This window comes from Serratia sp. ID 25-353, from assembly GCF_054792795.1.
The window spans coordinates 3,867,472-3,892,595 of record NZ_CM139236.1 but is presented as its reverse complement, the minus strand read 5'-3'; the positions used below and the strand labels follow the sequence as shown (position 1 = coordinate 3,892,595).

Genomic DNA, 25,124 nt, shown 5'->3' with positions numbered 1-25,124 from the left:
TCATGATTTCGAAATGAAAGAAGTGCTTACGTTTATTGACATAGCAAATATCGGCGAGTAATTTAGCGCGGAATTAACTCAAATGATAATCATTATTATATTGGTTATCACTTCAAATCCTTGAGGGCGAAGCGATGGATACTGCCGTGAACGACATCAATCGAAAGGAAATGCAGGAGCGCGAAGAACACCGGTTCGCCGCTGATTTTTCTCCGGCGTCGGGCTTCTTCTTTACCTCCCCTTTCCGCAGCTTGACCACCACCGGTTGTTTCAGCCGCATTCGCCTGCCGGCCGCGGACGGCGCCGATCTGAACGGCGAGTTCCAGCGCAGCGTGCGGCAGGCGTTTGCCGATGCCCGTCAGGCCGGCATCAAAAACCCGCTGCTGTGCGGCGCCATCCCGTTCGATACCCGGCAGCCTTCGGCGCTGTTTATTCCACAGCAGAGCCGCTGGTTCGATCGCGCCGCCTTTATGGCCGGCGTTCGGCCGGCGGCGAACGGCCCTGAACTGGCCGGCGTGACGGAGCTGCCGCCGCAGCAGCCGTTCATGAACATGGTCAGCGATGCCGTTGACGCGATGAAGGCCGGTGAGCTGGATAAAGTGGTGCTGTCGCGCCTGCTGGAGATCGAAACGCGTCAGCCGGTGGATCGCCATGCGCTGATGGCGCGCGTGATTGCCCAGAACCCGCACGGTTTCCATTTCCATGTGCCGCTGGAGCAGGGCGCGCTGTTGGGCGCCAGCCCAGAGCTGCTGTTGCGCCAGGACGGCGGCCGTTTCTATTCCAACCCGCTGGCCGGTTCCGCCCGGCGCGAGGCCGACCCGCAACGCGATCGCGAAGTGGGAGAGCGGCTGATGGCCTCGGCGAAAGATCGCCACGAGCATCGCATCGTCACCGAAAGCATGCGTGACGTGCTGGCCGGCCGCTGCCGCTACCTGAATGTGCCGCACACCCCCGAATTGTTGACCACCACGACGCTGTGGCACCTCTCCACGCCGATCGACGGCGAGGCGGCGTCTCCAGACGAAAATGCCCTGTCGCTGGCCTGCCTGCTGCACCCGACGCCGGCGCTGTGCGGCATGCCGACGGCCGAGGCGCACGCCCTGATCGGCAAGCTGGAGCCGTTCGATCGCGGCCTGTTCGGCGGCATCGTCGGCTGGTGCGACGACGAAGGCAACGGCGAGTGGGTAGTGACTATCCGCTGCGGCACCGTTGACGGCAACCGGGTGCGGCTGTTCGCCGGCGCCGGCATCGTGGAAGACTCTTCACCCGAATCTGAATGGCATGAAACAGGCACCAAACTCAGCACCATTCTGCGTGCCTTTGGTATGAATCAAGGATAACGACAAGATGAGCATTGCCTTTACCCCCTGGCCGGCGGAGTTCGCCAGCCGCTATCGCGAGCGCGGCTACTGGATTGACAAGCCGCTGACCGAAATTCTCGACCGCCAGGCCAACAACGACGCCCCGGCGATTATCGACGCCCAGGGCAGCCTGACCTACCGCGAGCTGCAGCAGCGCGCCGATCGCCTGGCGGCCGCTCTGCAGCGCCGCGGCGTGAAATCCGGCGACACCGCGCTGGTGCAGCTGGGCAACGTGGCGGAGTTCTATATCGTGTTCTTCGCGCTGCTGAAAATTGGCGTGGCGCCGGTCAACGCGCTGTTCAGCCACCAGCGCAGCGAGCTGAACGCCTATGCCGAGCAGATCAAACCGGCGCTGCTGATCGCCGATCGCCAGCACGCGCTGTTTGCCGACGATCAATTCCTGAACGCCTTTCGCGATGCGCATCCTTCGCTGCGGGTTGTGGCGCTGCGCAGCCAGCCCGAGGGCGAGCTGGCGCTGGCCGCCTGGCTGGACGAAGCCAGCGACGGTTTCGTCGCGCAGCCTTCCGCGGCCGATCAGGTAGCGTTCTTCCAGCTTTCCGGCGGCAGCACCGGTACGCCGAAGCTGATCCCGCGCACCCACAACGACTACTACTACAGCATTCGCCGCAGCGTGGAGATCTGCCGTTTCGACGCGCAGACCCGCTATCTGTGCGCGCTGCCGGTGGCGCACAACTACCCGATGAGCTCGCCGGGCGTGCTGGGCGTGTTTTATGGCGCCGGGCTGGTGGTGTTCGCCGCCGATCCGGACGCCGGGCAGTGCTTCCGCCTGATCGAACAGCACCAAATCAACGTGACGGCGCTGGTGCCGCCGGCGGTCACGCTGTGGCTGCAGGCGATCGAAGAGTGGGGCGGCAATGCCCAGCTCGCCAGCCTGAAACTGCTGCAGGTGGGCGGCGCCAAATTGGGCGAGACGTTGGCAGCGCGCATTCAGAACGAAATCGGCTGCCAACTGCAGCAGGTGTTCGGCATGGCGGAAGGGCTGGTGAACTACACCCGGCTGGACGACGACGAACGCCACATCCTGGCGACGCAAGGGCGGCCGATGTCGCCGGACGACGAGGTGTGGGTGGCGGATGACGACGGCAATCCATTGCCGGCGGGCGAGGTCGGCCGGTTGATGACGCGCGGGCCTTATACCTTCCGCGGTTACTATCAGAGCCCGGCGCACAACGCCGATGCCTTCGACGCCGACGGTTTCTACTGCTCCGGCGATCTGATCAGCATCAGCGAAGACGGCTACATCACCGTGCAGGGGCGGCAGAAAGACCAGATCAACCGCGGCGGGGAAAAGATCGCCGCCGAGGAGATCGAGAACCTGCTGCTGCGTCATCCGGACGTGATCAACGCCGCGCTGGTGTCGATGCCGGACGCGCTGATGGGGGAGAAGAGCTGCGCCTATATTATCGCCAACGCGCCGCTGAAACCGGTGGTGCTACGCCGCCACCTGCGCGAGCAGGGCGTGGCGGACTTCAAACTGCCGGATCGTTTTATTCAGGTGGACAGCCTGCCGCTGACCCCGGTCGGCAAAGTGGACAAAAAACGGCTGCGCCAGCAGCTCGACGCGCAACTACAGACTCAGGCTCAGGGAGATTAATCGATGGCCATTCCAAAACTTAATGATTACGCGCTGCCGACGGCGGACGAACTGCCGCAAAATAAAGTCACCTGGCAGGTAGAACCGCAGCGCGCCGCGCTGCTGATCCACGACATGCAGCAGTATTTCCTCAATTTCTGGGGCGAAGACAGCGCGCTGATTAAACAGGTGGTGGAGAACATCGCCAGCCTGCGCCGCTACTGCAAACAGCAGGGCATTCCGGTGTTCTATACCGCGCAGCCGAACCAGCAGAGCGATGAAGATCGCGCGCTGTTGAACGACATGTGGGGGCCGGGCCTGAACAAACACCCCGAGCAGCAGGCGGTGACCGCCGCGCTGGCGCCGGACGAAGACGACACGGTGTTGGTGAAATGGCGCTACAGCGCCTTCCACCGCTCGCCGCTGCAGGAGATCCTGCAGGAGTCCGGCCGCGATCAGCTGATCATCTGCGGCGTGTATGCGCACATCGGCTGCCTGACCACCGCCATCGACGCCTTCATGCGCAACATCCAGCCGTTCATGGTGGCCGACGGCCTGGCGGATTTCTCGCGCGACGAACACCTGATGGCGCTGCGTTACACCGCCGGCCGCTGCGGCCGGGTAGTGACCACCGCGTCTCTGTTGCCGGCTGCCGGTATCGCCAGCATCGATGCGCTGCGTCAGCAGATCCTGCCGCTGTTGGACGAAGACAGCGAAGACATGGGCAACGATGAGAACCTGATCGATTACGGCCTGGATTCGGTGCGCATCATGGAGCTGGCGACCCGCTGGCGCAAGATCCGCGGCGACATCGACTTTATCGCGCTGGCGCGCAACCCGACCATCGACAGCTGGTGGGCGCTGCTTTCCGAAGAGAAAGCCTGATTTTAATAACGAGAGAGGGCGGCCGAGCGGCCGCCCCGTTGGCTCTATAAGGAGATTTTAATGAATACGTTGATCACCAAGGGAAAACGTACGGCATTTCCGCTGATGCTGTTGTCCACGCTGCTGTTCTCCAACTCGCTGCTGGCGCAGACCGCGCCGGAAGTGCTGCGCAAGCCGGTTGGCAAGGGCGCCTATGAAATGGCCTACAGCCCGAGCGAGAATGCGCTCTACCTGGCAACGTCGCAGAGCCGCAAGCTGGACAAGGGCGGCATCGTTTACCGTCTGGATCCGACCACGCTGGACGTGACCCAAATTATCCATAACGACATCAAGCCGTTCGGCGCCGCCGTTAACGCCAAGACCGGCACGCTGTTCTTCGGCAACACCGTCAATAACTCGGTGACCGCTATCGACGCCAAGACCGGCGACGTGAAAGGCCGCCTGGTGCTGGACGCGCGCAAGCGTTCCGAGACCGTCAAGCCGCTGGCACCGCGCGAACTGGTGGCGGATGCCGACAGCGATACCCTGTACATCACCGGGCTGGGTGAATCCAGCGTGGTGTGGGTGGTGGACGGCAAGGATCTGACCCTGCGCGCCACCGTGACCGACACCGGCAAATACGGCACCGGCCTGGCGCTGGACGCCGCCGCCAAACGCCTGTACGTCACCAACGCTGACGGCGAGCTGGTGACCATCGACACCCAATCCAATAAGGTGCTGTCACGCAAGAAGCTGGATGAGTCCAAAGAGCACTTCTTCCTGAACATCAGCCTGGATACCGCTACCCATCGCGCGTTCATCACCGATTCCAAGCAGCCGCAGGTGCTGGTGGTGGATACCCGCAACGGCAACATCCTGAGCAAGATCGACGTGCCGGAATCGCTGGCGGTGCTGTTCAACCCGGCGCGCAATGAAGTTTACGTCACCCATCGCCAGGCGGGTGAAGTGAGCGTAATCGACGCCAAAAGCTACAAGGTGCTGAACACCATTAAAACGCCGACCCACCCGAACAGCCTGGCGCTGTCGCCGGACGGCCAGACGCTGTACGTCAGCGTCAAGCAGGCCTCCAGCCGCGAGAAAGAAGCCACCGCGCCGGACGATGTGATCCGCGTAGCGCTGAAATAATCCCACGCAGGGTAAGCGTACATCGAACAGGCGAAGCGGCGACGCTTCGCCTGTTTTTTTTCGCCCCAGGATCTGCGGTATAAAGAGTGCATTGATCCGTTAACCCGAAGGAACGTTGGTTATGTTCGCCTCGCGCACCCCGCTGTTGTTGTCCATTATCACCCTGCTGCTGCTGGCCGCGCTGATCCACAGCGGCATCCGCCCTTACGATCGCACCACCTGGCTGATGGAGGTGGCGCCGGTATTGATCGCCTTGCCGCTGCTGTGGCTGACCCATCGCCGTTATCCGCTGACGCCGCTGCTCTATACGCTGATTTTCTTCCATGCGTTGATCCTGATTTTCGGTGGCATGTACAGCTACGCCCGCGTGCCGCTGGGGTTTGAGGTGCAGCAGTGGCTGGATCTTGGCCGCAACCCGTACGACAAACTGGGGCACTTCTTCCAGGGGCTGGTGCCGGCGCTGGTGGCGCGCGAGATCCTGCAGCGCGGCGGTTATGTGCAGGGCCGCAAGATGCTGGGCTTTGTGGTGTGTTGCATCGCGCTGGCCATCAGCGCCGTGTATGAGCTGATCGAGTGGTGGGCGGCGCTGGCGCTGGGCCAGGGTGCCGACGAGTTTCTCGGCACCCAGGGCGACCCGTGGGATACCCAGTCCGACATGTTCTGCGCGTTGCTCGGCGCGCTATGCGGTTTGCTGCTGTTCGCCGGTTGGCAAGACCGGCAAATTCGCCGCCTGCGCTGAGTATTTTCCGACGTTGATCAGGCCCGCCTTATGGCGGGTTTTTTTATTTATGTTCAGGTTGTTAACCCCTTTAGGGGCTCACTGGATTATGGCTATACGGCAAAATATTCTTTCTAATACTACGGATGATTTATTTTTATGTATTTGTTTTATATATGTTTTGTGTATTTTGTTAAGAATTTTCTTATCCTCTGCGCTATGCTAATATCGCCATGTTTGGTAGGGGATAATTGGCGTTAATAAGTTTATCGCGCAGGGAATTATGAGATACATAATTAATAATAATATTAAATATCATGAAGATAGATCGGAGCTGGTCTCGCTGCATGACGATACCCCGCCGATTGTGCTGACGGCCACGCTGAACCGCCTGCTTTCCGCGCTGGTGCGCAACAATAACCTGGTGCTTTCCCGCGAAACGCTGTTGATGCAGGTGTGGGAGGCGCACGGCCAGGTCGCCTCCGGCAACAACCTCAACAACACCATTTCGATTCTGCGCAAAGCGTTTTCTTCGCTCGGCGAGGAAGAGATCATCGTCACCCTGCCGCGGCAGGGATTTATGTTTACCGCCGGTGAGCTGAATACGGCCGATAGCCTGGCGGAAAGCTTGCAAACGGTGGAGGTGGTACCGACATCGCCAGAAAAGGCGGCGCTTTCTTCTAGCGCCGTGCAAAGCCCGTGGTGGAAACTCGCCGCCGTGGCGCTGGTTCTGTTGGCCTTAGGCAGCGGCATTTGGGCGTGGCTGGAGGCGGGCTATCCCCCTGTCAGCGCAATCCCGGTGGGGAAAATCGGCAGCTGTGAAGTCCGCTTCGTCTCTTCCTACCATAAACCGGGGCCCGGTGAGGTCGATTTGGCACATTTGAAAACGTTGCTTGAACAGCGGAATCACATCAACTGCAGCGAGCCCGGCACGCTGTTTTATTATGACAGCCTTTCGATAACACCAAATACCACGGGGCGGGTGAGAGTGTCTTACTTCTATTACTGCCCACAGGCGCAGATGAAGGCCGGCCAGGTACAATGCGAGAATTTTCATGAAAACAGTGGGTTATAAATTTTTCCATCGTTATCGCTATGTGCTGTTGGCGCTTTTGGCGTTGCTCGGTGGTGCAGTGGCCTGTTACTCGTTGTGGTTCAAACCTCAGATCCCAGAATGTCGGGCGGTAATATGGGCAACGAATCGGCTGGAAGGCGAAACGCTGCGGCGTGCGTTATTGATCAGCGTAGTGCCGAACGGGGCGCGGCGCGCCAATCTGATCGTCAACGGCAGCTTTTTTGTCGGGGATGCTCGATACAGCATTGACCGGGTCGTGGTGGCGGACTATCAGCGGCAGGGCAACAACTATACTTTCACGATGGTAGCGAACAACAAAAGGCCCCATGATTCTTTAACATTACCGGAGCTGAATCGGCGCTTGCCTATGGTGGGCCAGCAGTATCATTTACGTATTGAGCAGATAGACAGCCGACATTTCCTGTTCGTCAGTAATTCGGAACCGTTATTTGTCTGTACCGTGGCCTCGTAATAGGGGGTTCCCTTGGCAATGAAGGGAACCCATAAACACGTTCACACCTGGTTGGATAAAGTAAAAAAGACTAGCGCTCGTTATGATCTTTGTAGTTATTGATACATGGGCTACGGGCATCGCGCGGGCAGAAGGTTATTTGCTCCTCATGGCGTTGTGAACTCTCGTTAAGAATACTATCGTAGTAATAGACATCCGCCCGTTGTTGGCAGCTGAGGCCCGCCTGTTGAATCATACGTTTAACTTTTTCTATATTTCCGTTGCCTAGCGTCATGCTATAGATTTGACAGTGCTGATAGTTACCCAGCGGATAAACATTAATGCGCGTGCTGTTTTGGTATAATACGACCGCGGCAAACGGCACTAAACACGCGGCGGCGATCATAATTAATCGCTGTATAGCGTGCCGCATGCTGGGGTCGCTCCTTTGGGAAGCGGGCAGGGTCATATTTTCAATTGTACTTTCATCTCGGTTGTTTGACTCCTCTTGGTGAATATTCATTTCATGAATATTTTTGGCGCTGAATTTAAACCCTTGTCGCGGGTAGGTGATAACAATTTCCTCCGCACCGAACTGCGCCAGCGACTTGCGCAATCCTGAAATGTAGTTGTTCAGGTTATTATTAGACGCTTTCAATCCATGCTCAACCCAAACCTCATTAAGTAATCTATCACGAAGCAGCAGCTTATTATTATTCCTGATAAATAAGGAAAGCAGGCGACTGGCAGGTTTGAGTAAAGCTATTTTATTATTGACGTTATCGATATGCGCCAATGTCCCTTCCTCCTCGTTATAGAGGATGCTGTCATTTATACAGTAAATCATTTTATTTACCCATCAACCTTCCTGTCGAGAGATGATTCTGAGACCTATTCAGGCTTTTTTCAATCCTTGCTGACAGGTGTAAATCAGATTTTTCTCTATATGGGTATATATAGTGTGAAGAGTTTATTAAGTGACAAGTTTTTTAAAATAAATATTGATAATTAATTTATATTTTTTGGAGTTAAAACCTATTTTATTTGTATTTTTTTTATAAAAATCCTGTGTTTTTGTATTTTTACGACATAACATTTTATTTTTTGTTTTTGGAGGGTAAATTTGTTCCCACTGATACGGAGCGATAATGATGCAACGTATTAGCCACAGACGTAACGCAGGGAATAAACCAAGGCGTGGCGAATGTGACTCTTATGGATTTAATTTTTCTCTCTACTTACTAAGGAATGTAAGGGAACTCTATGAAACTGAATAAAATTATGCTGGCTGCAGTCATGGCTTTTGGTGTTTCTTCTCTGGCGCACGCAGCGGACCAGGGTCACGGTAAAGTGACTTTCTCCGGTTCTATTATTGATGCACCTTGCTCTATCGCTCCTGAGTCTCTGGATCAGACCGTTGAACTGGGTGCGATCTCCAACGTGGCGCTGAAAAGCGGCGGTAAATCTACGCCACGTAACTTCCAGATCAAACTGGAAAACTGTGATCTGATCACTACAGATCCTGGTAAAAACAATACCGTTGAACTGACTTTCAGCGGTTCTGCATCTGCAGCGAACGACAAGCTGCTGGGCATTACCGGTACCGCTAAAGGTGCCGGCATCGCCATCACCGATGGCGCGGGCAACGACATCGCACTGGGCAAACCTTCCAAAGCGCGCGAGCTGCAAAATGGCGCCAACACGCTGAGCTTCGCGGCTTATCTGCAGGGCGCAACGGCTTCTACCGCCGTTATCACCCCGGGTGAGTTCCAGTCCGTAGCCGACTTTACCCTGGCCTACCAGTAATTCGTTACCTGACGAACTGCGTGTGATTATCGGGCATGCGGGGCAACCCGCATGCCATTCTCCAGGGATTGTTATTTCGAAAGGAAATAGCGATGACGTGTCGAATAAAAGGAATAACGACGTTTTGCCTATTGCCGCTGCTATTTTTCTCTGCCGGGCCGGTGATTGCCGGGGTACAAGGGCAAGGACGCGTCAATATGCAAGGGGCCATTATCGATACCGCTTGCGCTATCGCAACGGAAAGTCGCGAGCAAATTATTCATATGGATAACTTTCCGATTTCCGATATTGCGAGAGATGGGCAGGGTAAAGCCGTGCCTTTCAGCATCGAGTTGGTGAATTGCGTATTGGAACGAGCGGATAAATCGTCACCGAATTGGAAGCAGTTTCAAATCACCTTCGACGGCCAGGCGGACGGCAATATGTTTGGGGTGAGCGGTGATATATCTGGCCTGGCATTAAAGATAATCGATTCAGAAGGCCATGTCGCCAGCCCGGGGATACCTTTGCCGGCGCGCGATATTACGCCAGGGAATTATCGACTCAACTATAGCCTGGCGTTAATCAGCAATCGCCAACCGTTAAGAGCAGGACATTACTTTTCATCGGTACGTTTTAAAATGGATTATTACTGAAACGGTCGATGCCTTTAGGGAAATAGATTAGAAGGTTGTGGACAATGATGTTTTTGCCTGCTGGGAAGCCGTTTCGTTTACATATTTTGAGCGCGTGCGTGGCCTGTGTGCTGGGGAGTCTGGCGAGCAAAGCCGGCGCCGTGGAAGAGATCCAGTTCAATACCGATGTGCTTGACGTAAACGACCGCAAAAACATTGACCTGAGCCAGTTCTCGCGCGGCGGTTACATCATGCCCGGCAGCTACAGCATGGCGGTGCACGTGAACAAGAGTGATCTGTCGGAGCAGCCGGTAGCGTTTTATGCGCCGGACGACGATCCGAACGGCAGTCGCGCCTGTCTGGTGCCGGGTCTGGTGGATCAACTCGGTCTTAAAGACGAGATGCGCGCAAAGCTGAAGTGGTGGCATCAGGGCGAATGTCTGGACGAAGCCAGTCTGTCGGGTATGGAAGTGCGCGGCGATCTGTCCACCTCGGCGCTGTATCTGAGCATTCCGCAGGCTTATCTGGACTACGTCTCGGACGACTGGGATCCGCCGGCGCGCTGGGACGAAGGGATCCCGGGCATCTTGTTCGATTACAGCCTCAATATGCAGACTCAGCATCAGCTGCGCGACGGCACGCGCAGTTACAGCGTCAGCGGCAACGGCACGGCGGGCGCTAACCTGGGGGCTTGGCGGCTGCGCTCCGATTGGCAGGCGAACCTGAATCACCAAACCGGTTCCGGACAAGGGACGGACCAACGCCTGGACTGGAGCCGTTACTATGCCTATCGGGCGCTGCCGGCGTTGCGTTCGCAACTGACCGTTGGTGAGGATTACCTCGATTCTGGGCTGTTCGACAGCTTCCGCTTCGGCGGGGTGAGCCTGCGCTCCGATGACAACATGCTGCCGCCCAACCTGCGCGGCTACGCGCCGGAAGTGACGGGGGTGGCCAAAAGTAACGCCAAGGTGACAATTAGCCAACAGGGGCGGGTGCTGTACGAAACCACGGTGGCGGCCGGGCCGTTCCGCATTCAGGATCTGAACGACGCGGTGTCCGGCGAGCTGGACGTGAAGGTGGAAGAGCAGGACGGCAGCGTGCAAGAGTTCAAGATGAGCACCGCCAACATTCCGTACCTGACGCGCCCCGGTTCGCTGCGATACAAGCTGGCGACGGGCCAACCCTCGGATATGGATCACCGCTACCGAGGGCCGGTGTTCGGCACCGGCGAATTTTCCTGGGGGGTCAGCAACGGTTGGTCGTTGTACGGCGGTGCGCTATTCGGTGGGGATTACAACGCGGCGGCTCTGGGTATCGGGCGCGATCTGCTGCTGCTGGGGGCACTGTCGTTCGACGTCACCCAGTCGCGTGCCAAATTGCCCTACAGTGGCGAGACGCTGAGCGGCGCTTCGTATCGCCTCAGCTACTCGAAAACGTTCGATGAGTTAAACAGCCAGGTGACCTTCGCCGGCTACCGCTTCTCCGAGCAGAACTTTATGAGCATGAGCGAGTATCTGGATGCGCGCGAGTATGGCCGGCGCTTCGGCAACAGCAAGGAGATGTATACCGTTACCTATAACCAGCAGCTGCGCGATCTGGGGTTGAGCGCCTATCTCAACTATAACCACCAGACCTACTGGGACAAACCGGCCAACGATCGCTATAGCCTGACGCTGTCGCGCTATTTCGACCTCGGCCGCTTCAAGAACCTGAGTTTGTCGCTGTCGGCCTATCGCAACCGCTACAACGAGCGCAACGACGACGGTGCTTATCTCTCGCTGTCGGTGCCTTGGGGGAAAGGCGCGACGCTGAGCTACAACGCCACGCTGGATCGCAACGACAATACCCATCGGGTGGGATATTACGATCGCATTGACGATCGCAGCAATTACCAAATCAACGCCGGCGGCTCGCGCAGCGGCGCCAGCCTGAGCGGCTATTACAACCGCGACGGCGACGTGGCGCGCATGAGCGCCAACGCCAGCTATCAGCAGGACCGGTACAGCGCGTTCGGTTTGTCGGCGCAGGGGGGCATGACGCTGACTGCCGAAGGCGGCGCGTTGCACCGCAGCAATATGCCGGGGGGCACCCGCCTGCTGCTGGACACCGAAGGGGTGGCCGGGGTGCCGGTGCGCGGCTACGGCAGCGCCATCGCGACCAACCGCTGGGGCAAGGCGGTGGTGGTGGACGTCAACAGCTATTACCGCAACCGGGCCAGTATCGATCTGGACAAGTTGGGCGACAGCACCGAAGCCACCAGGTCGGTGGTGCAGGCCACGCTGACAGAGGGCGCGATCGGCTACCGTAAGTTTGAAGTGATCGCCGGGGAGAAGGCGATGGCGGTGATCAAGCAGGCGGACGGCAGCGAACCGCCGTTCGGCGCCACGGTGCTGAACGCGCGCAAACAGGAGACCGGCATCGTCAACGACGGCGGCAGCGTCTACCTGAGCGGCATCAACGCCGGCGAGCGCATGACGGTGCATTGGGGGGGGGTGGCGCAGTGCGAAGTGCAAATGCCGATGCTGCTGCCGCAGGAGATGCTGATGAACAGTTTATTGCTGCCATGCCATCGGCTTGCTGGTGAACCTATCAATGAATAAGTGTGGAGCTTTATGCTGAAGAAATGGCTGTTGCTGCCGGTTTTTCTTTATAGCCTGGCGAGCCAGGCCGCTATCGTCGATGGTGCTTTCTCCGAGTGGTATTGGCAAAGCGGCAACCAAAAAGGGGCGCTGGATTATAATTTTTATGGCGTGAACTTCGACGGTTCGGAAAGGATATTCCAAGGCGGCGTGGTGACTTGCAATTACAAGTGGAAATGCGACTTTCGACTCAAGGTATGGGATAGATGGGGCATGTCTGTTGAAACGTATTATAGCCAGCCGGTAAATCTTGATCCTAACAATCATCAGAAATATACCGTTGATGAATTTAACCAGGCAGTAAAAAGGGTCCTTCCTTTTAGAGGAACCATTCCTTATGACCCGGGGCCAGGCCTGGGGACAAGCGTAGGATGCATCAAACTGTATATGTCGACCGGGTGGGAGGAGACCCAGTTGGCTTCGACCTGCGACGGCACGCTGCCGCCACCGCCGCCGCCACCTTCGGTACCGGTGTTTTGCAGCGTCAGCGGGCTGAGCAGCGATACCGTTGACTTCGGCGAGTTGGCGCAGGGGCACGCCGCCAGCCGCAGCATCACCGCCTCGCTGGCCTGCAGCGGTGATAAGAATACGGTTGGCAAAGGGCGCTTGTTAATTACCGATACGGCCCGCTCGGGTGCCGCGACGGCGACGCTGCGTAATGCCCAAAGCGGGGCGGAAATTAAAGTGCGCCTATCGGTCGGCGAAGAGAACGGCAGCAACGAAAAACGGTTTGACGTCCGGGCGGGATACCAGGCGCAGACGCCGATCTATTTTAGCTTGGACGCCGGTGAAACAATGAATAAACCCGGCTATTTCTCCGGAAGCGCATTATTGATTTTCGACGTGCTGTAATCACTGCGGCGAAAGGCGTTATTCAAGATTGATAAAAGTATTTAAATTTTTGGCCGGTGAATTCATCGGCCCGGAAAGAGGAAGCTATTTATGACCATGCATATAACCGACGGTAAAAGTAAAAGAAACGGCGCACTGCGTGCGGCGGCGGTACTGGCCGCCATGATCGGCGCCTGGGCGCCGCAGGCGAATGCCGCTATCGCGCTGGATCGCACCCGGGTGATCTTCGACGGCGGCGTGCCGTCGGTGAGCCTGAGCGTCAGCAATCAGAACAAACAGCTGCCGTACCTGGCGCAGGGCTGGCTGGAAGATGAACACGGCAACAAGATCCAGAGCCCGTTGGCGGTCTTGCCGCCGGTGCAGCGCATCGAGCCGGGTAAGCCGAGCCAGGTGAAAATCCAGGCATTGCCGGCGGCCAAGCTGCTGCCGCAGGACCGGGAAACGCTGTACTACTTTAACCTGCGCGAAATTCCGCCGAAGAGCAACAAGCCGAACTCGCTGCAGATCGCGCTGCAGACGCGCATCAAGCTGTTCTACCGCCCGGCGGCGATCGCCCCGGAGCGCAACGCGGCGCCGTGGCAAGAGCAGTTAACCTTAAGCAAACAAGGCGACAAGTACATCGTTAACAACCCGACGCCGTATTACGTCACCATCGTCGATGCCGCCAGCCGTAAAGGCGTTGATGGCGCGAAAGAATTTGAGCCATTTATGGTGCCGCCAAAAGGCAACACGGCGCTGACGGTGAGCGCCGCCAGTCTGGGCGGCAGCCCGGTGTTGACCTACATCAACGACTACGGCGGCCGGCCGCAGCTGAGCTTCAGCTGCAATGGCGGCAGTTGCAACGTGGTGCCGGAGAAGAACGCATCGTAGTGCGCCGCGCAGGGCGGTTTAAGGAGCAAAGGAATGGCGAAGACCAGCGGGAAGGCGGGCGAGTGGCGGTATGTTCTCGGCGAGCTGCGTTATTACGCGACCCTCAGCGGGTTGGCGCTGATGGCGCCGCTCAGCCTGGCGGCGTTGCTGTGGATGTTGCCGGCGTCGGAAGCGGCGAACAATTGGGATGTGGAAGGTGCCAACGGCGTGTTGTATGTCGATGGCACCCTGACCGAGAGCGCCTGCCGGTTGGAGATGGACAGCGTGCGCCAGGATATTCGCCTGGCGGATGTCGGCACCGGGCAATTGGCGCAGCCGGGTGCTCGCGGTACGCCGGTGGCGTTTGAGCTGCGGCTGCGCGACTGCCTGCGCAGCCCGGCGAGGAACCGGGACGAACGCACCGGCGCGCTGTATTGGGCGCCGGATCAGCCGGCGGTGCGGGTGAGCTTCCGCGCACCGGCCGATGCAGACAGCCCGCAGCTGGTGAAAGCGCAGGGCGTCTCCGGGCTGGGACTGCGGGTGCTTGATGGCCATGGGCGCGATGTGCGCCTGGGCAGCCGCGGCGAGCCGCTGTGGCTGGCGCCGGGCAGCAATGCGCTGAATTATACGGTGGTGCCGGAGCGTACCGCCGCGCCGCTCAGGGCCGGCTCGTATCGGGCGGTGGTGGATTTTAGCCTGAATTACGACTGAGGCCGTGCGGCCGGTATTGAGGAGAGCGACAGGGTGAGACAAGGAAACAGACTACAGCGGGTTTTGGCGGGGGCAGCGCTAAGCATGCTGGCGATGTCGGCACAGTCGGCAACAACCGTGACCGTGAGCGTAACCGTGTTGGCACCGTTGCCCTGCGTCATCAACGGCAGTAAACCGATAATCGTGGATTTTGGCGATGAGGTGATGACCACGCGCATCGACGGCGCACGCTACAGCAGGCAGGTGGACTATGGGCTGAGCTGCTCGGGGCAGGCGAGAAACAGCCTGCGGCTGCAGATTGCGGGCGACAGGGCGGCTTTCGACGGCCAACTGCTGAAAACCAGCGTGACCGGGTTGGGTATCGCACTACGGCGTGGCAGTAGCGAACGTATTGCGGTGAACAGCTGGCAAAACTTCACCTATCCGGTGTTGCCGGAACTGTGGGCGATACCGGTAAAACAGCCGGGCGCTCAACTGCCGACCGGGGAGTTCACCGCCAGTGCCACCATGCGGGTCGACTATCAATGAACGGGGACAGAAGGATGAAGCACCTGTTGCAATCCCTGCTGCTGTGCGGAGGGGCGATGCTGGCCTCGCAGGCTTCGGCGGTCGACGATGTAAAGATGCAGTTTCGCGGGACGTTGCGTGCGCCGCCGCCCTGCTCCATCGATAACGGCAGCACGGTGGAGGTGGACTTCGGCCAGCGTGTGGGCATCAACAAGGTTGATGGCGTTAACTACCGGCAAGAGGTGGCATATAGCATCAACTGCGAATCGCCGGGGGATTTGGATTGGGGCATGGCGATGGAGATCAAGGGAGCCGCTACCGCCTTCGATCGGGCTGCGGTGCAGGCCACCGGCAATCCCGACCTTGGGATTCGCCTTTATCAGAATGGCCAGCCCTTTACGCTGAATGAAAGCATCAACATCGATCCGACTAACCGGCCGAAGCTGGAGGCGGTACCGGTCGCCAGGCCGGGCGCGGTGCTGAAGGAAGGGGCGTTTGTGGCCACGGCGACGTTGCAGGTGAGCTACCAGTAAGGAGATAAGCATGAAACGAGGTCTGGGGCTGGCGCTGGCGCTCTGCTGCCTGTCGCCGTTAGCCGGCGCGCAGGACAACAATCTGCGTTTCACCGGCGCGCTGGTGGCGGAACCCTGTGTGATCCCGCCGGGGCAGGAGGAGATCGAGTTGAACTTCGGCAGCGTGGTGGATAAGTACCTGTATCTGAACCAACGCACGCCAGGCGCGCCGTTTGAAATCGTTTTGGCCGACTGCGATCTCAGTCTGGGGAAAACGGTTACCGTGACCCTCAGCGGCAATGAAAGCGCGGCGTTGCCGGGGCTATTGGCGCCGGCACCGGGCAGCCAGGCCGCCGGCATCGCTATCGGTCTGGAAACCCGGGAGGGGAAAAAGGTCTCGATTAACCGCCCGGCCGACAAATTCAGCCTGGCGAGCGGTGCCAATGGCATTCGTCTGCAAGCCTATGTGCGCGCTGAACCGGAGGCTATCGCTCAGAAAGCCCTCGTGCGCGGCGCTTTTAGCGCGGTGGCGACTTTTAGCCTGGAATACGAATAATGCAAGCCCGACACGATAGGGTGAGGATTCAGAGCGTTATTGAATAACAGTACAAGTGCAGGGAGCATAAGATGAAAAAGTATCGACTACCCTATCGACAGATCCTCTGCCTGTGTTTTCTGGCGGCGGTTTCATTTACGGCCGTGGCGGCGGGCCTCCAGATGCCAGGGTATAGCATGTATGGCTACATGAAGCGGCTCAATGACTGGGTTCCTTCTAAGTATAGCGTCAATGCCACCGTGGAAGCGGTGGATTGGGATGATCCTCGTCCGCTCGAATGCGATATCCCTTACACGCAGTGGACTTGTATCGTTCATCTTAGAGCGACTCCAGAGGGCCAGGGCGGCAGTAGTGAGAGCTACTATTATTTTCCGCGGGGAAGCATACCGGTAGAAGAATTGCGCGAGCGCGGGATACGCACGGTAGGAGAATATTTACGCTATGCGAGAGAGCGCGGCGTTAATTTCTTCGGGTCGTATGAATGGGGGGGCGTAATCTATATTACAGGCCAGATACGTTATTTTCAGATATGTCTCAATATTAACTACGGTCAGACCAAGCAGTCTCTCAGCTGCACAACCCGGGGGCTGGTAATGCAAATGAACTGCACGATTGAGGAGAGCCAGCGTTCGATCGAGCATGGCACGCTCAGCGCAGACCGCGTCAACGGCCATCGGGCCAGCGTTAACCTGACGGTGAGCTGCAACGGCAACAGTTCGGCCAAACTGATTTCGCCAAATCCGAATTCAACGCTGCCGCTGGCGCCGGATGGCAGCCTGTTCACCACCCTGACCGTCGGGGGGAGGCCCCTGTCGGAAGGGGTGGTGGTAAACGTGGGGCCGGGAGGCACCAACGTAACCTTGACCTCGACGCTGGGAACGAAGGGGGCCCCCCGAACCGGCCGCTTTTCCGGCAGCGTGGTGGTCGTGCTGGCGAGCCCGTAGTGCCTATCGGGCCAAGGGGGGATTTTTGCCTTAATTATGACTTAGCCCTATCCGCCCCTTTGTTAGTGAATCCACGTTAAGTTATTAAGGCGCTTACGGCTAAACCAGCAGGCTTTCTACTCCATTATAGTGGTGTGAAGAGTGGGGATATATTGTTATGGCTTGGCGTTTTTGATGAATTCAACCTTGGTTTTCTATTGGTTTTAATTTCAATTAATCGGAATGGTTGTTTGATTCTTGCTGAGTGGTTTTTTACTACGCATCAATATCGACGGGTTTTCTCTGCTTTAATATTTATTTTTTTGCGATAGGCAAAGGGGATGTTGTCAATGATAAAACATATCTTGTTTTTTTTTACTGGCTTAATTGCCTCATATGGCTACGCCAGTCCTTATCCTATCGTGAGTTCAGTGACCAGCACGATCTTCAGTACGGGCAGTGGCTCTTATGCTATGCAATATGAGTACACAGAGTCGGTGATTGATATCGGCAGTGCGGGCGATATGGTAGTACCTAACCAATGGCCTGTAGGTATTGCCCATAAGCACTATGAATTTAAGGCGAGTATTCCTGTTGCAAGGATTGAAGGGCTGGGTGGTCATGTGAAGGGGAATGGCGTACGCACCATCAGTGACCTGGCGATGGAGGTCTATAGGGCAAAGAAAAGTAATGTCATTTATCACTCTGGCTATTTGGGCGGGGATATTCCGGAATGTTTGGGGTACGTGGCTGCAGCGACGGGGGGGGGGGGGCGCAACCCCCTGGAGCGATGCAATGTATCCTGCTGGGTTGTGCCTGGTTGTTCCGCCCCCCCAGCAATAGTGCAATATGATAACGCCGAAAGTGGAAATAAATCATGGAACCATTTCTATCAAAGAAACTGAAAGCTCCATAGCGGAAGGGCGAGTTTCGATCCAATGTAGCGTGGGAACAAAAGTAATAGTGAGATTCGTTAATGATGAATCATACATTAATCTTACTCCAGGTGGTCTTGCGTATATAAGCGTTAATGGTTACCCCATGGGTAGCGTCTTAAATATGGTGGCAGGTGTTAATGTGATTAATTTAACGAGCAGGCTCTTTGGTGTGAAAAATGCTGGGGAGTATTTTGGTGTTGCCATCATGGTCATTGAACCTGCCTGATAATGATTTTTTATTTTGGTGTGTAAGGGTTAATCCGTGTTGATGGATAGGCATGGCTATGCATTGCCCTGCTTGTTAACTGGGAAAACGTTTAAATTCATGAGCTGCATGAGGCCAGAATGAAATCTATGAACATTATTATCGATGACGAAAACCGGTATTTCGCTGCGGGTTTAGAATGCAGCATTGCAGAATATGCAAAAGCAAATAACAAAAAGGTTTCTTTTTTGACCCCGAATACGGGGGTGCGGCCCGATGTCGTGATTGCTTCCTCTCGGCGGCGCGATCAACGCTGGCGACGAACGGATTATTGTGGTAAGGGTGCGCCGATTGTCACGATTAAGGAAAAACCGTCCAGAGCGCTTGAAGCGTCGCGGGTGCTATACCGTACGGACACCTCGGAAAAATTATTCACGCTGTTGGCCGAAACGCTGAACAACACACGCATCGCAGGGCTGTTTGAATGCCAGGCCTTAACCCGCCGTGAGCGCCAGGTGATGGGGTATCTGCGGCTTGGTTTGGGGCAGGCGCAAACCGCCCGGGTATTGGGGGTGAGCGTCAAAACGGTGCATAGCCATAAACGTTCGGTAATGAGTAAATTAATGTTGAACCGACATCATGAGTTTATGTATTGGCTGCTTTCCCATGAGGGGGAATATTCCTAACCGAGAGGAGGGATATTTCATTTTCTATTTTTGTTATATTTTATTTTCACACGCACTTATATTTTCAACAATTAGATTCATGGTGTGAATGATTTCCATTTTTATCATTAATATACCAGGGGATGTTTATGAAAAAAAACGTTATTTCATTGGTTTTCGCTTGCACAATGTTGGCGACTTACGCGCACGCCGGCTTCAATGGCAACCAAGGTATGACTGGAAATGAGGGGGCAAACAACGGTGCCGGCAACAACAATGTCGGGGTATGCATTAATAGCAATGGCCAAAATGCCGGGCAGTGCGTAGGGGAAAGTAACGGCATCGCCAAACCCAAAGAAAAAGAGCAGAGTGAGACGTTAAAATCCATTTGTTCTTCACCCTTCATGAAAAAATATGCCGCCATCTGCCGACAGTAATTATCCGTCTTGAACTGCAGGGGTAGGCCTGATTTTTTCTACCCCACTTAAAAAGCTATCAGCTTGGCATTACAGATAAGCCGGGGGAGTAATATCGTTCCGGTATCTCGTGAGGTTTCTTTTGAAATAAAGAGGGCCAGTAAACGCTGCCCAAGGAAGGTAAAATGAGTTTGTTATTTCTGGCGGTATTCTTGTTTTTTTTGAGCCTTTATTCATTTTTTCAGCATGCGAAACATATAAAAAGACGGCGATTAATGCAGCAGGAAAATAGAGGCTTCAGGGGGATTGCGGTAGTGGGGAGACGAGTTTCAATGACCAAGACGAGTTCCCCACGCTAAAAAGTAGCAACCCAGCCATAGGCTGGGTTCTCTAAATAGGGCGACCGGACTCGGACAACCGGCTCATGCGCCGGATTGAACAGCGCTTTAGCGCTGGCCCGTAGGGTGAGGCCTTTGGCCGAATAATCGAACGCAGTTCGATGGAGAGTCCGTACTCCAGAAAGCAAAAACCCAGCCATAGGCTGGGTTCTCTAAATAGGGCGACCGGGCTCGGACAACCGGCGCTGGCACCGGGTTGAGCAGCGCTTTAGCGCTGGCCCGTAGGGTGAGGCCTTTGGCCGAATAATCGAACGCAGTTCGATGGAGAGTCCGTACCCCAGAAAGCAAAAACCCAGCCATAGGCTGGGTTCTTCTGAATAGGGCGACCGGACTCGGACAACCGGTGCATGCGCCGGATTGAACAGCGCTTTAGCGCTGGCCCGTAGGGTGAGGCCTTTGGCCGAATAATCGAACGCAGTTCGATGGAGAGTCCGTACTCCAGAAAGCAAAAACCCAGCCATAGGCTGGGTTCTCTAAATAGGGCGACCGGACTCGGACAACCGGCGCATGCGCCGGATTGAACAGCGCTTTAGCGCTGGCCCGTAGGGTGAGGCCTTTGGCCGAATAATCGAACGCAGTTCGATGGAGAGTCCTGTCCCTGAAAAGCAAAAACCCAGCCATAGGCTGGGTTCTCTAAATATGGTGCCCGGACTCGGAATCGAACCAAGGACACGGGGATTTTCAATCCCCTGCTCTACCGACTGAGCTATCCGGGCAACGCGCAGCATTAAACCGTATTGGCCGATGGCCGTCAACGGCTTTATGCGTGAAAGACGTTAAAATGCCACCGGTTGCTGGCTTTTCAGGCAAAGGGCGCAAAAAATGCGCCTGTTCCGGCTATCACCTTGGGCTGGCGGCGCCGCAAGCGCGGTTCGCTTAGCTCAGCGCCCCGTTGCGGCGGCACTGTGCCACCTGCAAGATGTCTTCCGCCAGCCGTTTGGCGACCGATACATCCTGGAGCTGGCGTTTTACCAGCAGTTTGCTCAGGCAGCCTTCCTGAATCAATTCCATTTGATGCGCCACCATGTCGGCGTCGTCGGCGTCCATTTCACGCAGCAGTTCGCGGGTCAGCTCCAGCGAGGTTAGCTTTTGCTGCTCCGCCAGTTGGTGGATCGGGTGATCCGTTTCCGGGAAAAAGCTGCAGGCGGCGATAAACAGGCAGCCGGGATAGCGGTCTTGCTGCACATATTCCGCCAGCACGTCATAGCGCGCCAGCAGCTTTTGCTGCGGGCTCAGGTTTTCGTCCAGCAACAGCTGGCGGCGCCAGGTGTCAATCTGTTGGCCGTGGTAGCGTAGGCAGTCGTACAGCAGCGCTTCGCGATCCGGCCAAAACCGTTTGAGATCGCCGGGCTGAACGTCGAGTTTTTCCGCCAGCATCTCTAATGTGGCGGTCGCCAGGCCCTGTTGTTCTAACAGGCCCAGCGCGGTATCAAGGACGTGTTCACGTTGCACTTGTGCTTCCTCCTCTTCAGTTCTGAACCTCAGTGTTATTTATTATACCCGTCATCTTTCGAGCCGCAGCGTTGTTGGCTGCTCACCGTTATTCGGCCCCTCCATGGGCCTCACCCCTTGCGGGGCCACTGTAGGCAGTGTTCAAATCTACTCCCGACAGATTTGTCACCCCAGTCACTTACTTTAGTAAGCTCCTGGGGACTCCTGTGCTTGCCGCCTAGCTGCAACTCGGAAGCTATAGGGTATGTCGCATCACTTTCTGCAAATGCGCGTTGAAGGCTTCTGCCTTCATGAAACCGGTGACCCGCTGGGCCGTCAGCTCCTGGCCCGCCGGATCGAAGAACAGGATCGTCGGCAGCCCCAGCACCTGCAGGTGCTTCAGCAGCGCCGCCTGTTCCGCACCGTTGGCGGTCACATCCGCCTGCAGCAGCACCGCGTTGGCCAGGCTCGCCTGCACCGCCGCATCGCTGAAGGTGTATTTTTCGAACTCTTTACAGGCTACGCACCAGTCGGCATACAGGTCCAGCATCACCGGCTTGCCCCGCGCCTTTTGCAGCGCCAGATCTAACTGCTCGACGTTGTTGATACGGGTAAAGGCCAGATGCGGTTGAGCCGCCTGCTGCGCCTGGTCGGCGCCGAAAACCCAGTCCTGCAGCGGCCGCGCGGCGATCACCGCCGCCGCCAGCAGCAGTAGTTGCAGCGCGCGCGCCCAGCCGCGCGCGCTTCTGAGGCTCAGGGCGAAGGCCCAACCGAAGAACGCCAGGCCGAGCAGGCTCCACAGGCGCATGCCCCACAAATCGCCGATCACCCGTTCCAGCAGGAACACCGGCAGCGCCAGAATGACGAAGCCGAAGGCCTCTTTCACGTACTGCATCCACGGGCCGCTGCGCGGCAGCAGGCGGTTGCCGAATAGGGTGACGATCACCAGCGGAATGCCCATTCCCAGTGCGTACAGGTACAGTGTGCCGCCGCCGGCCCACAGGTTACCGCTCTGGGCGATATACAGCAGGATGGCGCTGAGCGGCGCGGTGGTGCAGGGGGAACAAATCAGCCCGGCCAGGGCGCCCATCAGAAACACGCCGGTCAGCGAGCCGCCGCGCTGGGTGTTGCTCCAGTTCGCCAGCCGGGTTTGCAGCGCCGAGGGCAGCTGCAGGGAATAGAGGCCGAACATCGACAGCGCCAGCGCGATGAACAGCACCGACAGGCCGATCAGCACGTAAGGGTGCTGCAGCGCCGCCTGGAACTGCAATCCGGCGGCGGCCACCACCAGGCCCAGCAGGGTGTAGGTGAGCGCCATGCCCTGCACGTAAACCACCGCCAGCGCCAGAATGCGGCCGCTGCTTTGCGGCCGATCGCGGCCGAGGATGATGCCGGCGATCAGCGGGTACATCGGCAGCACGCACGGCGTGAAAGCGATGCCGATGCCGATCAGCAGCGCCCACAGCGGCGAGAACGGCAGGCTGGCCGGTGTAGCGGGCTGTTCGATTGGCGCAGAGGCAGCTGCCGGGAGCGGGGCGGCCGCGCCGGCGCTGACAGCGTCCAGCGGGATGATCCGGGTTTCCGGCGGATAGCAGAAGCCGGCCTCGGCGCAGCCCTGATAGGTGACGCTGAGGCTGGCGTTGGCCGCCGCCTGTTGCAACGGCACCTGCAGATTCAGCTGCTGTTTGAAAATCGCCACTTCGCCGAAGAACTCGTCCTTGTGGCTCAACCCTTCGGGTAGGGTAAAGGCGCCGAGTGTCGCCTGCTGCGGCACCAGTTTGATCTGCTGGCGATACAGGTAGTAGCCGGGGCGGATCTGCCAGTTCAGCGTTACCTGGCTGCCTTGCTGTTTGAAATCGAAGGCGAAGGCCTGATCGACAGGCACGAACTGGCTGCCGCCCTTCGGCGCGAACAGCGAAGCCTGCGCCGCCTGCGGCAGGAAGAACAGGCAGCACAGCAGCAAAATCAGTTTAAGGAAGCGTTGATCCATAACAGGTAGTCTTTATCTCCGGCCATCACCGGCAGCACCAGCAGCTCGGGCGTCTGGTAAGGGTGATGTTGTTTCAGGGTGTCGAGCAGAGCCTGCTGACGGCGGCGATCGCTTTTGAACAGCATCTGCACTTCGTATTCCTGTTCCAGTTTCCCTTCCCAGTAATACAGCGAGGTGGCGCCGGGCAGCAGCGTGGCGCAGGCCGCCAGCTTATCGCCCAGGACCCGCGCCGCCAGTTCCTGGGCGCTGGCTTCATCGGGTGCGGTACAGAGTATGACGACAGCTTCGCAATCAGACATCTTCAGCCCTCTCATCGGTTCGAATGGGCACTATACCCTGAAGGCGGATTGGCTAGAAGGCGAGTTTATCGCCAGAAGGAAAACCGGGGCCGCAGCCCCGGTCGAAGCGTTACAGCATGATGCTGCCGAGCAGGAAGCCGAATACCACCGCGAAGATCACGCCCATGGTGCCGGGAATGAAGAACGGATGGTTGAACACGAAGCGGCCGATGCGCGTGGTGCCGGTATCGTCCATCTGCACCGCGGCGACCAGCGTCGGGTAGGTCGGCAAGATGAACAGGCCGGAAACGGCGGCGAAGGAGGCGACGGCGGTCAGCGGCGATACGTTCAGCGCCAGCGCCATCGGCATCAGCGCCTTGGCGGTGGCGGCCTGCGAGTACAGCAGCGCCGAGCAGAAGAAGAAGATCACTGCCAGCAGCCACGGGTGCGCCTGAATGACGCTGCCGGCCGTTTCTTTGATCCAGTCGATGTTGGCCTGCACGAAGGTATCGCCCAGCCAGGCGACGCCGAGGATACAGATACAGGCGCTCATGCCGGCCTTGAAGGTGCTGGAGTTCAGCACCATGTCGGTGTCGACGCGGCACAGCAGAGTGGTCAGCGTGGCGACGCTCAGCATGATGATCAGGATGGCGTTGGTGGTGTTCATCAGCGGCTTGGCCACCAGACCCAGGCCCGGGCTGTTGATGATGGCGTAGGCGACCACGCACAGCACGCCCAGCAGGAACAGCAGCACCGAGGCTTTGGCGCGCGGTTTGATCGCCAGCGCGTTGTTGCCGCGCAGGGTGATCAGGCCTTCTTCCAGGCGTTTCAGGTACACAGGATCGTTAGACAGCTTGGAGTCGAACAGCCAGGTCACCAGCAGCGACATCACCAGCACGGCGCAGAAGGTGGACGGGATTACCACCATCAGCAGGTGCAGGTAGCTGACGCCGTGGCCTTCCATCACCGAAGACATGTACACCACCGCGGCGGAGATCGGCGAGGCGGTGATGGCGATCTGGGCGGACACCACGGCGGTCGACAGCGGGCGGCAAGGCTTGATGCCCTGTTCTTTCGCCACTTCGGCGATCACCGGTAGCGCCGAAAGCGAGATGTTGCCGGTGCCGGCGAAGATGGTCAGGAAGTAGGTGACGATAGGGGCGAGAATGGTGATGTGCTTGGGGTTCTTGCGCAGCAGCTTTTCGGTCTGCTGCACCAGGTAATCCATCCCCCCGGCGACCTGCATCGCGGAGATCGCCGCGATCACCGCCATGATGATGGAAATCACGTCGAAGGGAATGCTGCCCGGCTTGACGCCGATCAGCGCCAGGACCAGAACGCCCAATCCCCCCGCGAACCCGATACCGATACCGCCCAACCTGGCCCCTAAAAAGATGGCCAGCAGAACGATAACCAATTCCACGGCTAGCATAGTGTTTACTCCTTAAAATGAGATTTCCCGTCATCCTTGAAACTGCATCGGTGTTGGCTGCGAGCGCTCACCCCAGTCACTTACTTGAGTAAGCTCCCGGGGCTTGCGCGCTTGCCGCCTTGATGCAGTCCCAATGATTTAGGGTGTAAATTGAAAATAAAACGTTAAAATTTTGTGGGCGCCGGAAAGTAAA

At 57.5% G+C, this 25,124-nt stretch carries 26 protein-coding genes and 1 tRNA gene; 21 read left to right on the top strand and 6 right to left on the bottom strand.

The genetic code is table 11. The features are described from left to right. Positions 1 to 134: 134 nt before the first annotated feature. The 7 genes from ACYF6X_RS18835 to ACYF6X_RS18805 all read left to right on the top strand — a co-directional run bounded on the left by ACYF6X_RS18835 (position 135) and on the right by ACYF6X_RS18805 (position 7,230). Positions 135 to 1,340 carry an isochorismate synthase gene (locus tag ACYF6X_RS18835; protein WP_130018647.1) on the top strand — a complete coding sequence of 402 codons (1,206 nt, stop codon included), beginning with the start codon at positions 135 to 137 and terminating at the stop codon, positions 1,338 to 1,340. Positions 1,341 to 1,347: 7 nt separating this feature from the next. Beyond that, on the top strand, positions 1,348 to 2,976 hold the full coding sequence (locus ACYF6X_RS18830; RefSeq protein ID WP_063988416.1) for a (2,3-dihydroxybenzoyl)adenylate synthase: 1,629 nt from the start codon (positions 1,348 to 1,350) through the stop codon (positions 2,974 to 2,976). A 3-nt stretch (positions 2,977 to 2,979) separates the two neighbouring features. Beyond that, the gene (locus tag ACYF6X_RS18825; RefSeq protein ID WP_047569701.1) at positions 2,980 to 3,840 is read left to right on the top strand and encodes an isochorismatase; all 861 of its coding nucleotides are present in this window, start codon (positions 2,980 to 2,982) and stop codon (positions 3,838 to 3,840) included. Between the two features lie 60 nt (positions 3,841 to 3,900). Then, complete coding sequence (yncE, locus tag ACYF6X_RS18820) at positions 3,901 to 4,965, top strand: 7-bladed beta-propeller protein YncE (protein WP_130018646.1); 1,065 nt, start codon at positions 3,901 to 3,903, stop codon at positions 4,963 to 4,965. Between the two features lie 121 nt (positions 4,966 to 5,086). Continuing rightward, entirely contained in the window at positions 5,087 to 5,704 is a 618-nt protein-coding gene (locus ACYF6X_RS18815; RefSeq protein WP_130018645.1) for a DUF2238 domain-containing protein, read from the top strand. Positions 5,705 to 5,966: 262 nt separating this feature from the next. Then, a complete protein-coding gene (locus tag ACYF6X_RS18810; RefSeq protein ID WP_130018644.1) occupies positions 5,967 to 6,758 on the top strand; it encodes a winged helix-turn-helix domain-containing protein in 792 nt (263 codons plus the stop codon). Further along, positions 6,739 to 7,230 carry a hypothetical protein gene (locus tag ACYF6X_RS18805; RefSeq protein WP_130018643.1) on the top strand — a complete coding sequence of 164 codons (492 nt, stop codon included), beginning with the start codon at positions 6,739 to 6,741 and terminating at the stop codon, positions 7,228 to 7,230. Before ACYF6X_RS18810 ends, ACYF6X_RS18805 begins: the two co-directional genes overlap by 20 nt. A 70-nt stretch (positions 7,231 to 7,300) precedes the next feature. Here the strand turns inward: ACYF6X_RS18805 and ACYF6X_RS18800 are convergent, their stop codons facing one another. Beyond that, the gene (locus ACYF6X_RS18800; protein ID WP_233221884.1) at positions 7,301 to 8,005 is read right to left on the bottom strand and encodes a winged helix-turn-helix domain-containing protein; all 705 of its coding nucleotides are present in this window, start codon (positions 8,003 to 8,005) and stop codon (positions 7,301 to 7,303) included. A 467-nt stretch (positions 8,006 to 8,472) separates the two neighbouring features. Here ACYF6X_RS18800 and ACYF6X_RS18795 point away from each other — a divergent pair, with 467 nt between their 5' ends. The 14 genes from ACYF6X_RS18795 (at position 8,473) to ACYF6X_RS18730 (ending at position 19,423) form a co-directional block, all read left to right on the top strand. Then, on the top strand, positions 8,473 to 9,015 hold the full coding sequence (locus ACYF6X_RS18795; protein WP_130018642.1) for a fimbrial protein: 543 nt from the start codon (positions 8,473 to 8,475) through the stop codon (positions 9,013 to 9,015). 92 nt (positions 9,016 to 9,107) lie between these two features. Beyond that, a complete protein-coding gene (locus ACYF6X_RS18790) occupies positions 9,108 to 9,650 on the top strand; it encodes a fimbrial protein (protein ID WP_130018641.1) in 543 nt (180 codons plus the stop codon). 44 nt (positions 9,651 to 9,694) lie between these two features. Next, positions 9,695 to 12,229, top strand: coding sequence for an outer membrane usher protein (locus ACYF6X_RS18785; RefSeq protein WP_130018640.1), 2,535 nt, complete (start codon positions 9,695 to 9,697; stop codon positions 12,227 to 12,229). Between the two features lie 12 nt (positions 12,230 to 12,241). Then, positions 12,242 to 13,120, top strand: a complete 879-nt coding sequence (locus ACYF6X_RS18780; RefSeq protein WP_130018639.1) for a hypothetical protein — start codon at positions 12,242 to 12,244, stop codon at positions 13,118 to 13,120. Between the two features lie 90 nt (positions 13,121 to 13,210). Continuing rightward, a complete protein-coding gene (locus ACYF6X_RS18775; RefSeq protein ID WP_277986711.1) occupies positions 13,211 to 13,990 on the top strand; it encodes a fimbria/pilus periplasmic chaperone in 780 nt (259 codons plus the stop codon). Positions 13,991 to 14,023: 33 nt separating this feature from the next. Continuing rightward, positions 14,024 to 14,680: a fimbrial protein gene (locus tag ACYF6X_RS18770; RefSeq protein ID WP_130018638.1), complete on the top strand. Its 657-nt coding sequence runs from the start codon at positions 14,024 to 14,026 to the stop codon at positions 14,678 to 14,680. A 117-nt stretch (positions 14,681 to 14,797) separates the two neighbouring features. After that, positions 14,798 to 15,208: a fimbrial protein gene (locus ACYF6X_RS18765; RefSeq protein WP_242512583.1), complete on the top strand. Its 411-nt coding sequence runs from the start codon at positions 14,798 to 14,800 to the stop codon at positions 15,206 to 15,208. Between the two features lie 14 nt (positions 15,209 to 15,222). Next, positions 15,223 to 15,720: a fimbrial protein gene (locus ACYF6X_RS18760; RefSeq protein ID WP_130018636.1), complete on the top strand. Its 498-nt coding sequence runs from the start codon at positions 15,223 to 15,225 to the stop codon at positions 15,718 to 15,720. A gap of 10 nt (positions 15,721 to 15,730) precedes the next feature. Further along, entirely contained in the window at positions 15,731 to 16,255 is a 525-nt protein-coding gene (locus ACYF6X_RS18755) for a fimbrial protein (protein WP_130018635.1), read from the top strand. A gap of 599 nt (positions 16,256 to 16,854) precedes the next feature. Further along, complete coding sequence (locus ACYF6X_RS18750) at positions 16,855 to 17,199, top strand: MrpH family fimbial adhesin (RefSeq protein ID WP_130018634.1); 345 nt, start codon at positions 16,855 to 16,857, stop codon at positions 17,197 to 17,199. 329 nt (positions 17,200 to 17,528) lie between these two features. Further along, the gene (locus ACYF6X_RS18745) at positions 17,529 to 18,083 is read left to right on the top strand and encodes a hypothetical protein (protein ID WP_460924401.1); all 555 of its coding nucleotides are present in this window, start codon (positions 17,529 to 17,531) and stop codon (positions 18,081 to 18,083) included. A 136-nt stretch (positions 18,084 to 18,219) separates the two neighbouring features. Continuing rightward, the gene (locus ACYF6X_RS18740) at positions 18,220 to 18,342 is read left to right on the top strand and encodes a hypothetical protein (RefSeq protein ID WP_460924399.1); all 123 of its coding nucleotides are present in this window, start codon (positions 18,220 to 18,222) and stop codon (positions 18,340 to 18,342) included. Positions 18,343 to 18,470: 128 nt separating this feature from the next. Then, the gene (locus ACYF6X_RS18735; protein ID WP_242512607.1) at positions 18,471 to 19,007 is read left to right on the top strand and encodes a helix-turn-helix transcriptional regulator; all 537 of its coding nucleotides are present in this window, start codon (positions 18,471 to 18,473) and stop codon (positions 19,005 to 19,007) included. Between the two features lie 128 nt (positions 19,008 to 19,135). Continuing rightward, positions 19,136 to 19,423: a hypothetical protein gene (locus ACYF6X_RS18730; protein WP_130018848.1), complete on the top strand. Its 288-nt coding sequence runs from the start codon at positions 19,136 to 19,138 to the stop codon at positions 19,421 to 19,423. Positions 19,424 to 20,440: 1,017 nt separating this feature from the next. Here ACYF6X_RS18730 and ACYF6X_RS18725 read toward each other — a convergent pair. The 5 genes from ACYF6X_RS18725 to ACYF6X_RS18705 all read right to left on the bottom strand — a co-directional run bounded on the left by ACYF6X_RS18725 (position 20,441) and on the right by ACYF6X_RS18705 (position 24,931). After that, positions 20,441 to 20,516 (bottom strand) — tRNA-Phe (locus ACYF6X_RS18725). Positions 20,517 to 20,676: 160 nt separating this feature from the next. Then, positions 20,677 to 21,252 carry a division control transcriptional repressor DicD gene (gene dicD / locus ACYF6X_RS18720; RefSeq protein WP_063991643.1) on the bottom strand — a complete coding sequence of 192 codons (576 nt, stop codon included), beginning with the start codon at positions 21,250 to 21,252 and terminating at the stop codon, positions 20,677 to 20,679. A 235-nt stretch (positions 21,253 to 21,487) separates the two neighbouring features. Continuing rightward, positions 21,488 to 23,221, bottom strand: a complete 1,734-nt coding sequence (locus ACYF6X_RS18715) for a protein-disulfide reductase DsbD (protein WP_130017343.1) — start codon at positions 23,219 to 23,221, stop codon at positions 21,488 to 21,490. After that, positions 23,197 to 23,520, bottom strand: a complete 324-nt coding sequence (gene cutA / locus ACYF6X_RS18710; protein ID WP_004929657.1) for a divalent cation tolerance protein CutA — start codon at positions 23,518 to 23,520, stop codon at positions 23,197 to 23,199. Before cutA ends, ACYF6X_RS18715 begins: the two co-directional genes overlap by 25 nt. Positions 23,521 to 23,629: 109 nt before the next feature. Beyond that, positions 23,630 to 24,931 (bottom strand): anaerobic C4-dicarboxylate transporter, encoded by a 1,302-nt coding sequence (locus ACYF6X_RS18705; protein WP_086580858.1) that lies wholly within the window; start codon positions 24,929 to 24,931, stop codon positions 23,630 to 23,632. Between the last annotated feature and the right edge of the window lie 193 nt (positions 24,932 to 25,124).

Excerpts from the sequence above, each read along its gene's own strand:
- ACYF6X_RS18835 (WP_130018647.1), top strand. The coding sequence starts at position 135 with ATGGATACTGCCGTGAACGACATCAATCGAAAGGAAATGCAGGAGCGC.
- ACYF6X_RS18830 (WP_063988416.1), top strand. The coding sequence starts at position 1,348 with ATGAGCATTGCCTTTACCCCCTGGCCGGCGGAGTTCGCCAGCCGCTAT.
- ACYF6X_RS18825 (WP_047569701.1), top strand. The coding sequence starts at position 2,980 with ATGGCCATTCCAAAACTTAATGATTACGCGCTGCCGACGGCGGACGAA.
- yncE (WP_130018646.1), top strand. The coding sequence starts at position 3,901 with ATGAATACGTTGATCACCAAGGGAAAACGTACGGCATTTCCGCTGATG.
- ACYF6X_RS18815 (WP_130018645.1), top strand. The coding sequence starts at position 5,087 with ATGTTCGCCTCGCGCACCCCGCTGTTGTTGTCCATTATCACCCTGCTG.
- ACYF6X_RS18810 (WP_130018644.1), top strand. The coding sequence starts at position 5,967 with ATGAGATACATAATTAATAATAATATTAAATATCATGAAGATAGATCG.
- ACYF6X_RS18805 (WP_130018643.1), top strand. The coding sequence starts at position 6,739 with ATGAAAACAGTGGGTTATAAATTTTTCCATCGTTATCGCTATGTGCTG.
- ACYF6X_RS18795 (WP_130018642.1), top strand. The coding sequence starts at position 8,473 with ATGAAACTGAATAAAATTATGCTGGCTGCAGTCATGGCTTTTGGTGTT.
- ACYF6X_RS18790 (WP_130018641.1), top strand. The coding sequence starts at position 9,108 with ATGACGTGTCGAATAAAAGGAATAACGACGTTTTGCCTATTGCCGCTG.
- ACYF6X_RS18785 (WP_130018640.1), top strand. The coding sequence starts at position 9,695 with ATGATGTTTTTGCCTGCTGGGAAGCCGTTTCGTTTACATATTTTGAGC.
- ACYF6X_RS18780 (WP_130018639.1), top strand. The coding sequence starts at position 12,242 with ATGCTGAAGAAATGGCTGTTGCTGCCGGTTTTTCTTTATAGCCTGGCG.
- ACYF6X_RS18775 (WP_277986711.1), top strand. The coding sequence starts at position 13,211 with ATGACCATGCATATAACCGACGGTAAAAGTAAAAGAAACGGCGCACTG.
- ACYF6X_RS18770 (WP_130018638.1), top strand. The coding sequence starts at position 14,024 with ATGGCGAAGACCAGCGGGAAGGCGGGCGAGTGGCGGTATGTTCTCGGC.
- ACYF6X_RS18760 (WP_130018636.1), top strand. The coding sequence starts at position 15,223 with ATGAAGCACCTGTTGCAATCCCTGCTGCTGTGCGGAGGGGCGATGCTG.
- ACYF6X_RS18755 (WP_130018635.1), top strand. The coding sequence starts at position 15,731 with ATGAAACGAGGTCTGGGGCTGGCGCTGGCGCTCTGCTGCCTGTCGCCG.
- ACYF6X_RS18750 (WP_130018634.1), top strand. The coding sequence starts at position 16,855 with ATGAACTGCACGATTGAGGAGAGCCAGCGTTCGATCGAGCATGGCACG.
- ACYF6X_RS18745 (WP_460924401.1), top strand. The coding sequence starts at position 17,529 with ATGATAAAACATATCTTGTTTTTTTTTACTGGCTTAATTGCCTCATAT.
- ACYF6X_RS18740 (WP_460924399.1), top strand. The coding sequence starts at position 18,220 with ATGGGTAGCGTCTTAAATATGGTGGCAGGTGTTAATGTGATTAATTTA.
- ACYF6X_RS18735 (WP_242512607.1), top strand. The coding sequence starts at position 18,471 with ATGAACATTATTATCGATGACGAAAACCGGTATTTCGCTGCGGGTTTA.
- ACYF6X_RS18730 (WP_130018848.1), top strand. The coding sequence starts at position 19,136 with ATGAAAAAAAACGTTATTTCATTGGTTTTCGCTTGCACAATGTTGGCG.
- ACYF6X_RS18715 (WP_130017343.1), bottom strand. The coding sequence starts at position 23,221 with ATGGATCAACGCTTCCTTAAACTGATTTTGCTGCTGTGCTGCCTGTTC.
- cutA (WP_004929657.1), bottom strand. The coding sequence starts at position 23,520 with ATGTCTGATTGCGAAGCTGTCGTCATACTCTGTACCGCACCCGATGAA.
- ACYF6X_RS18705 (WP_086580858.1), bottom strand. The coding sequence starts at position 24,931 with ATGCTAGCCGTGGAATTGGTTATCGTTCTGCTGGCCATCTTTTTAGGG.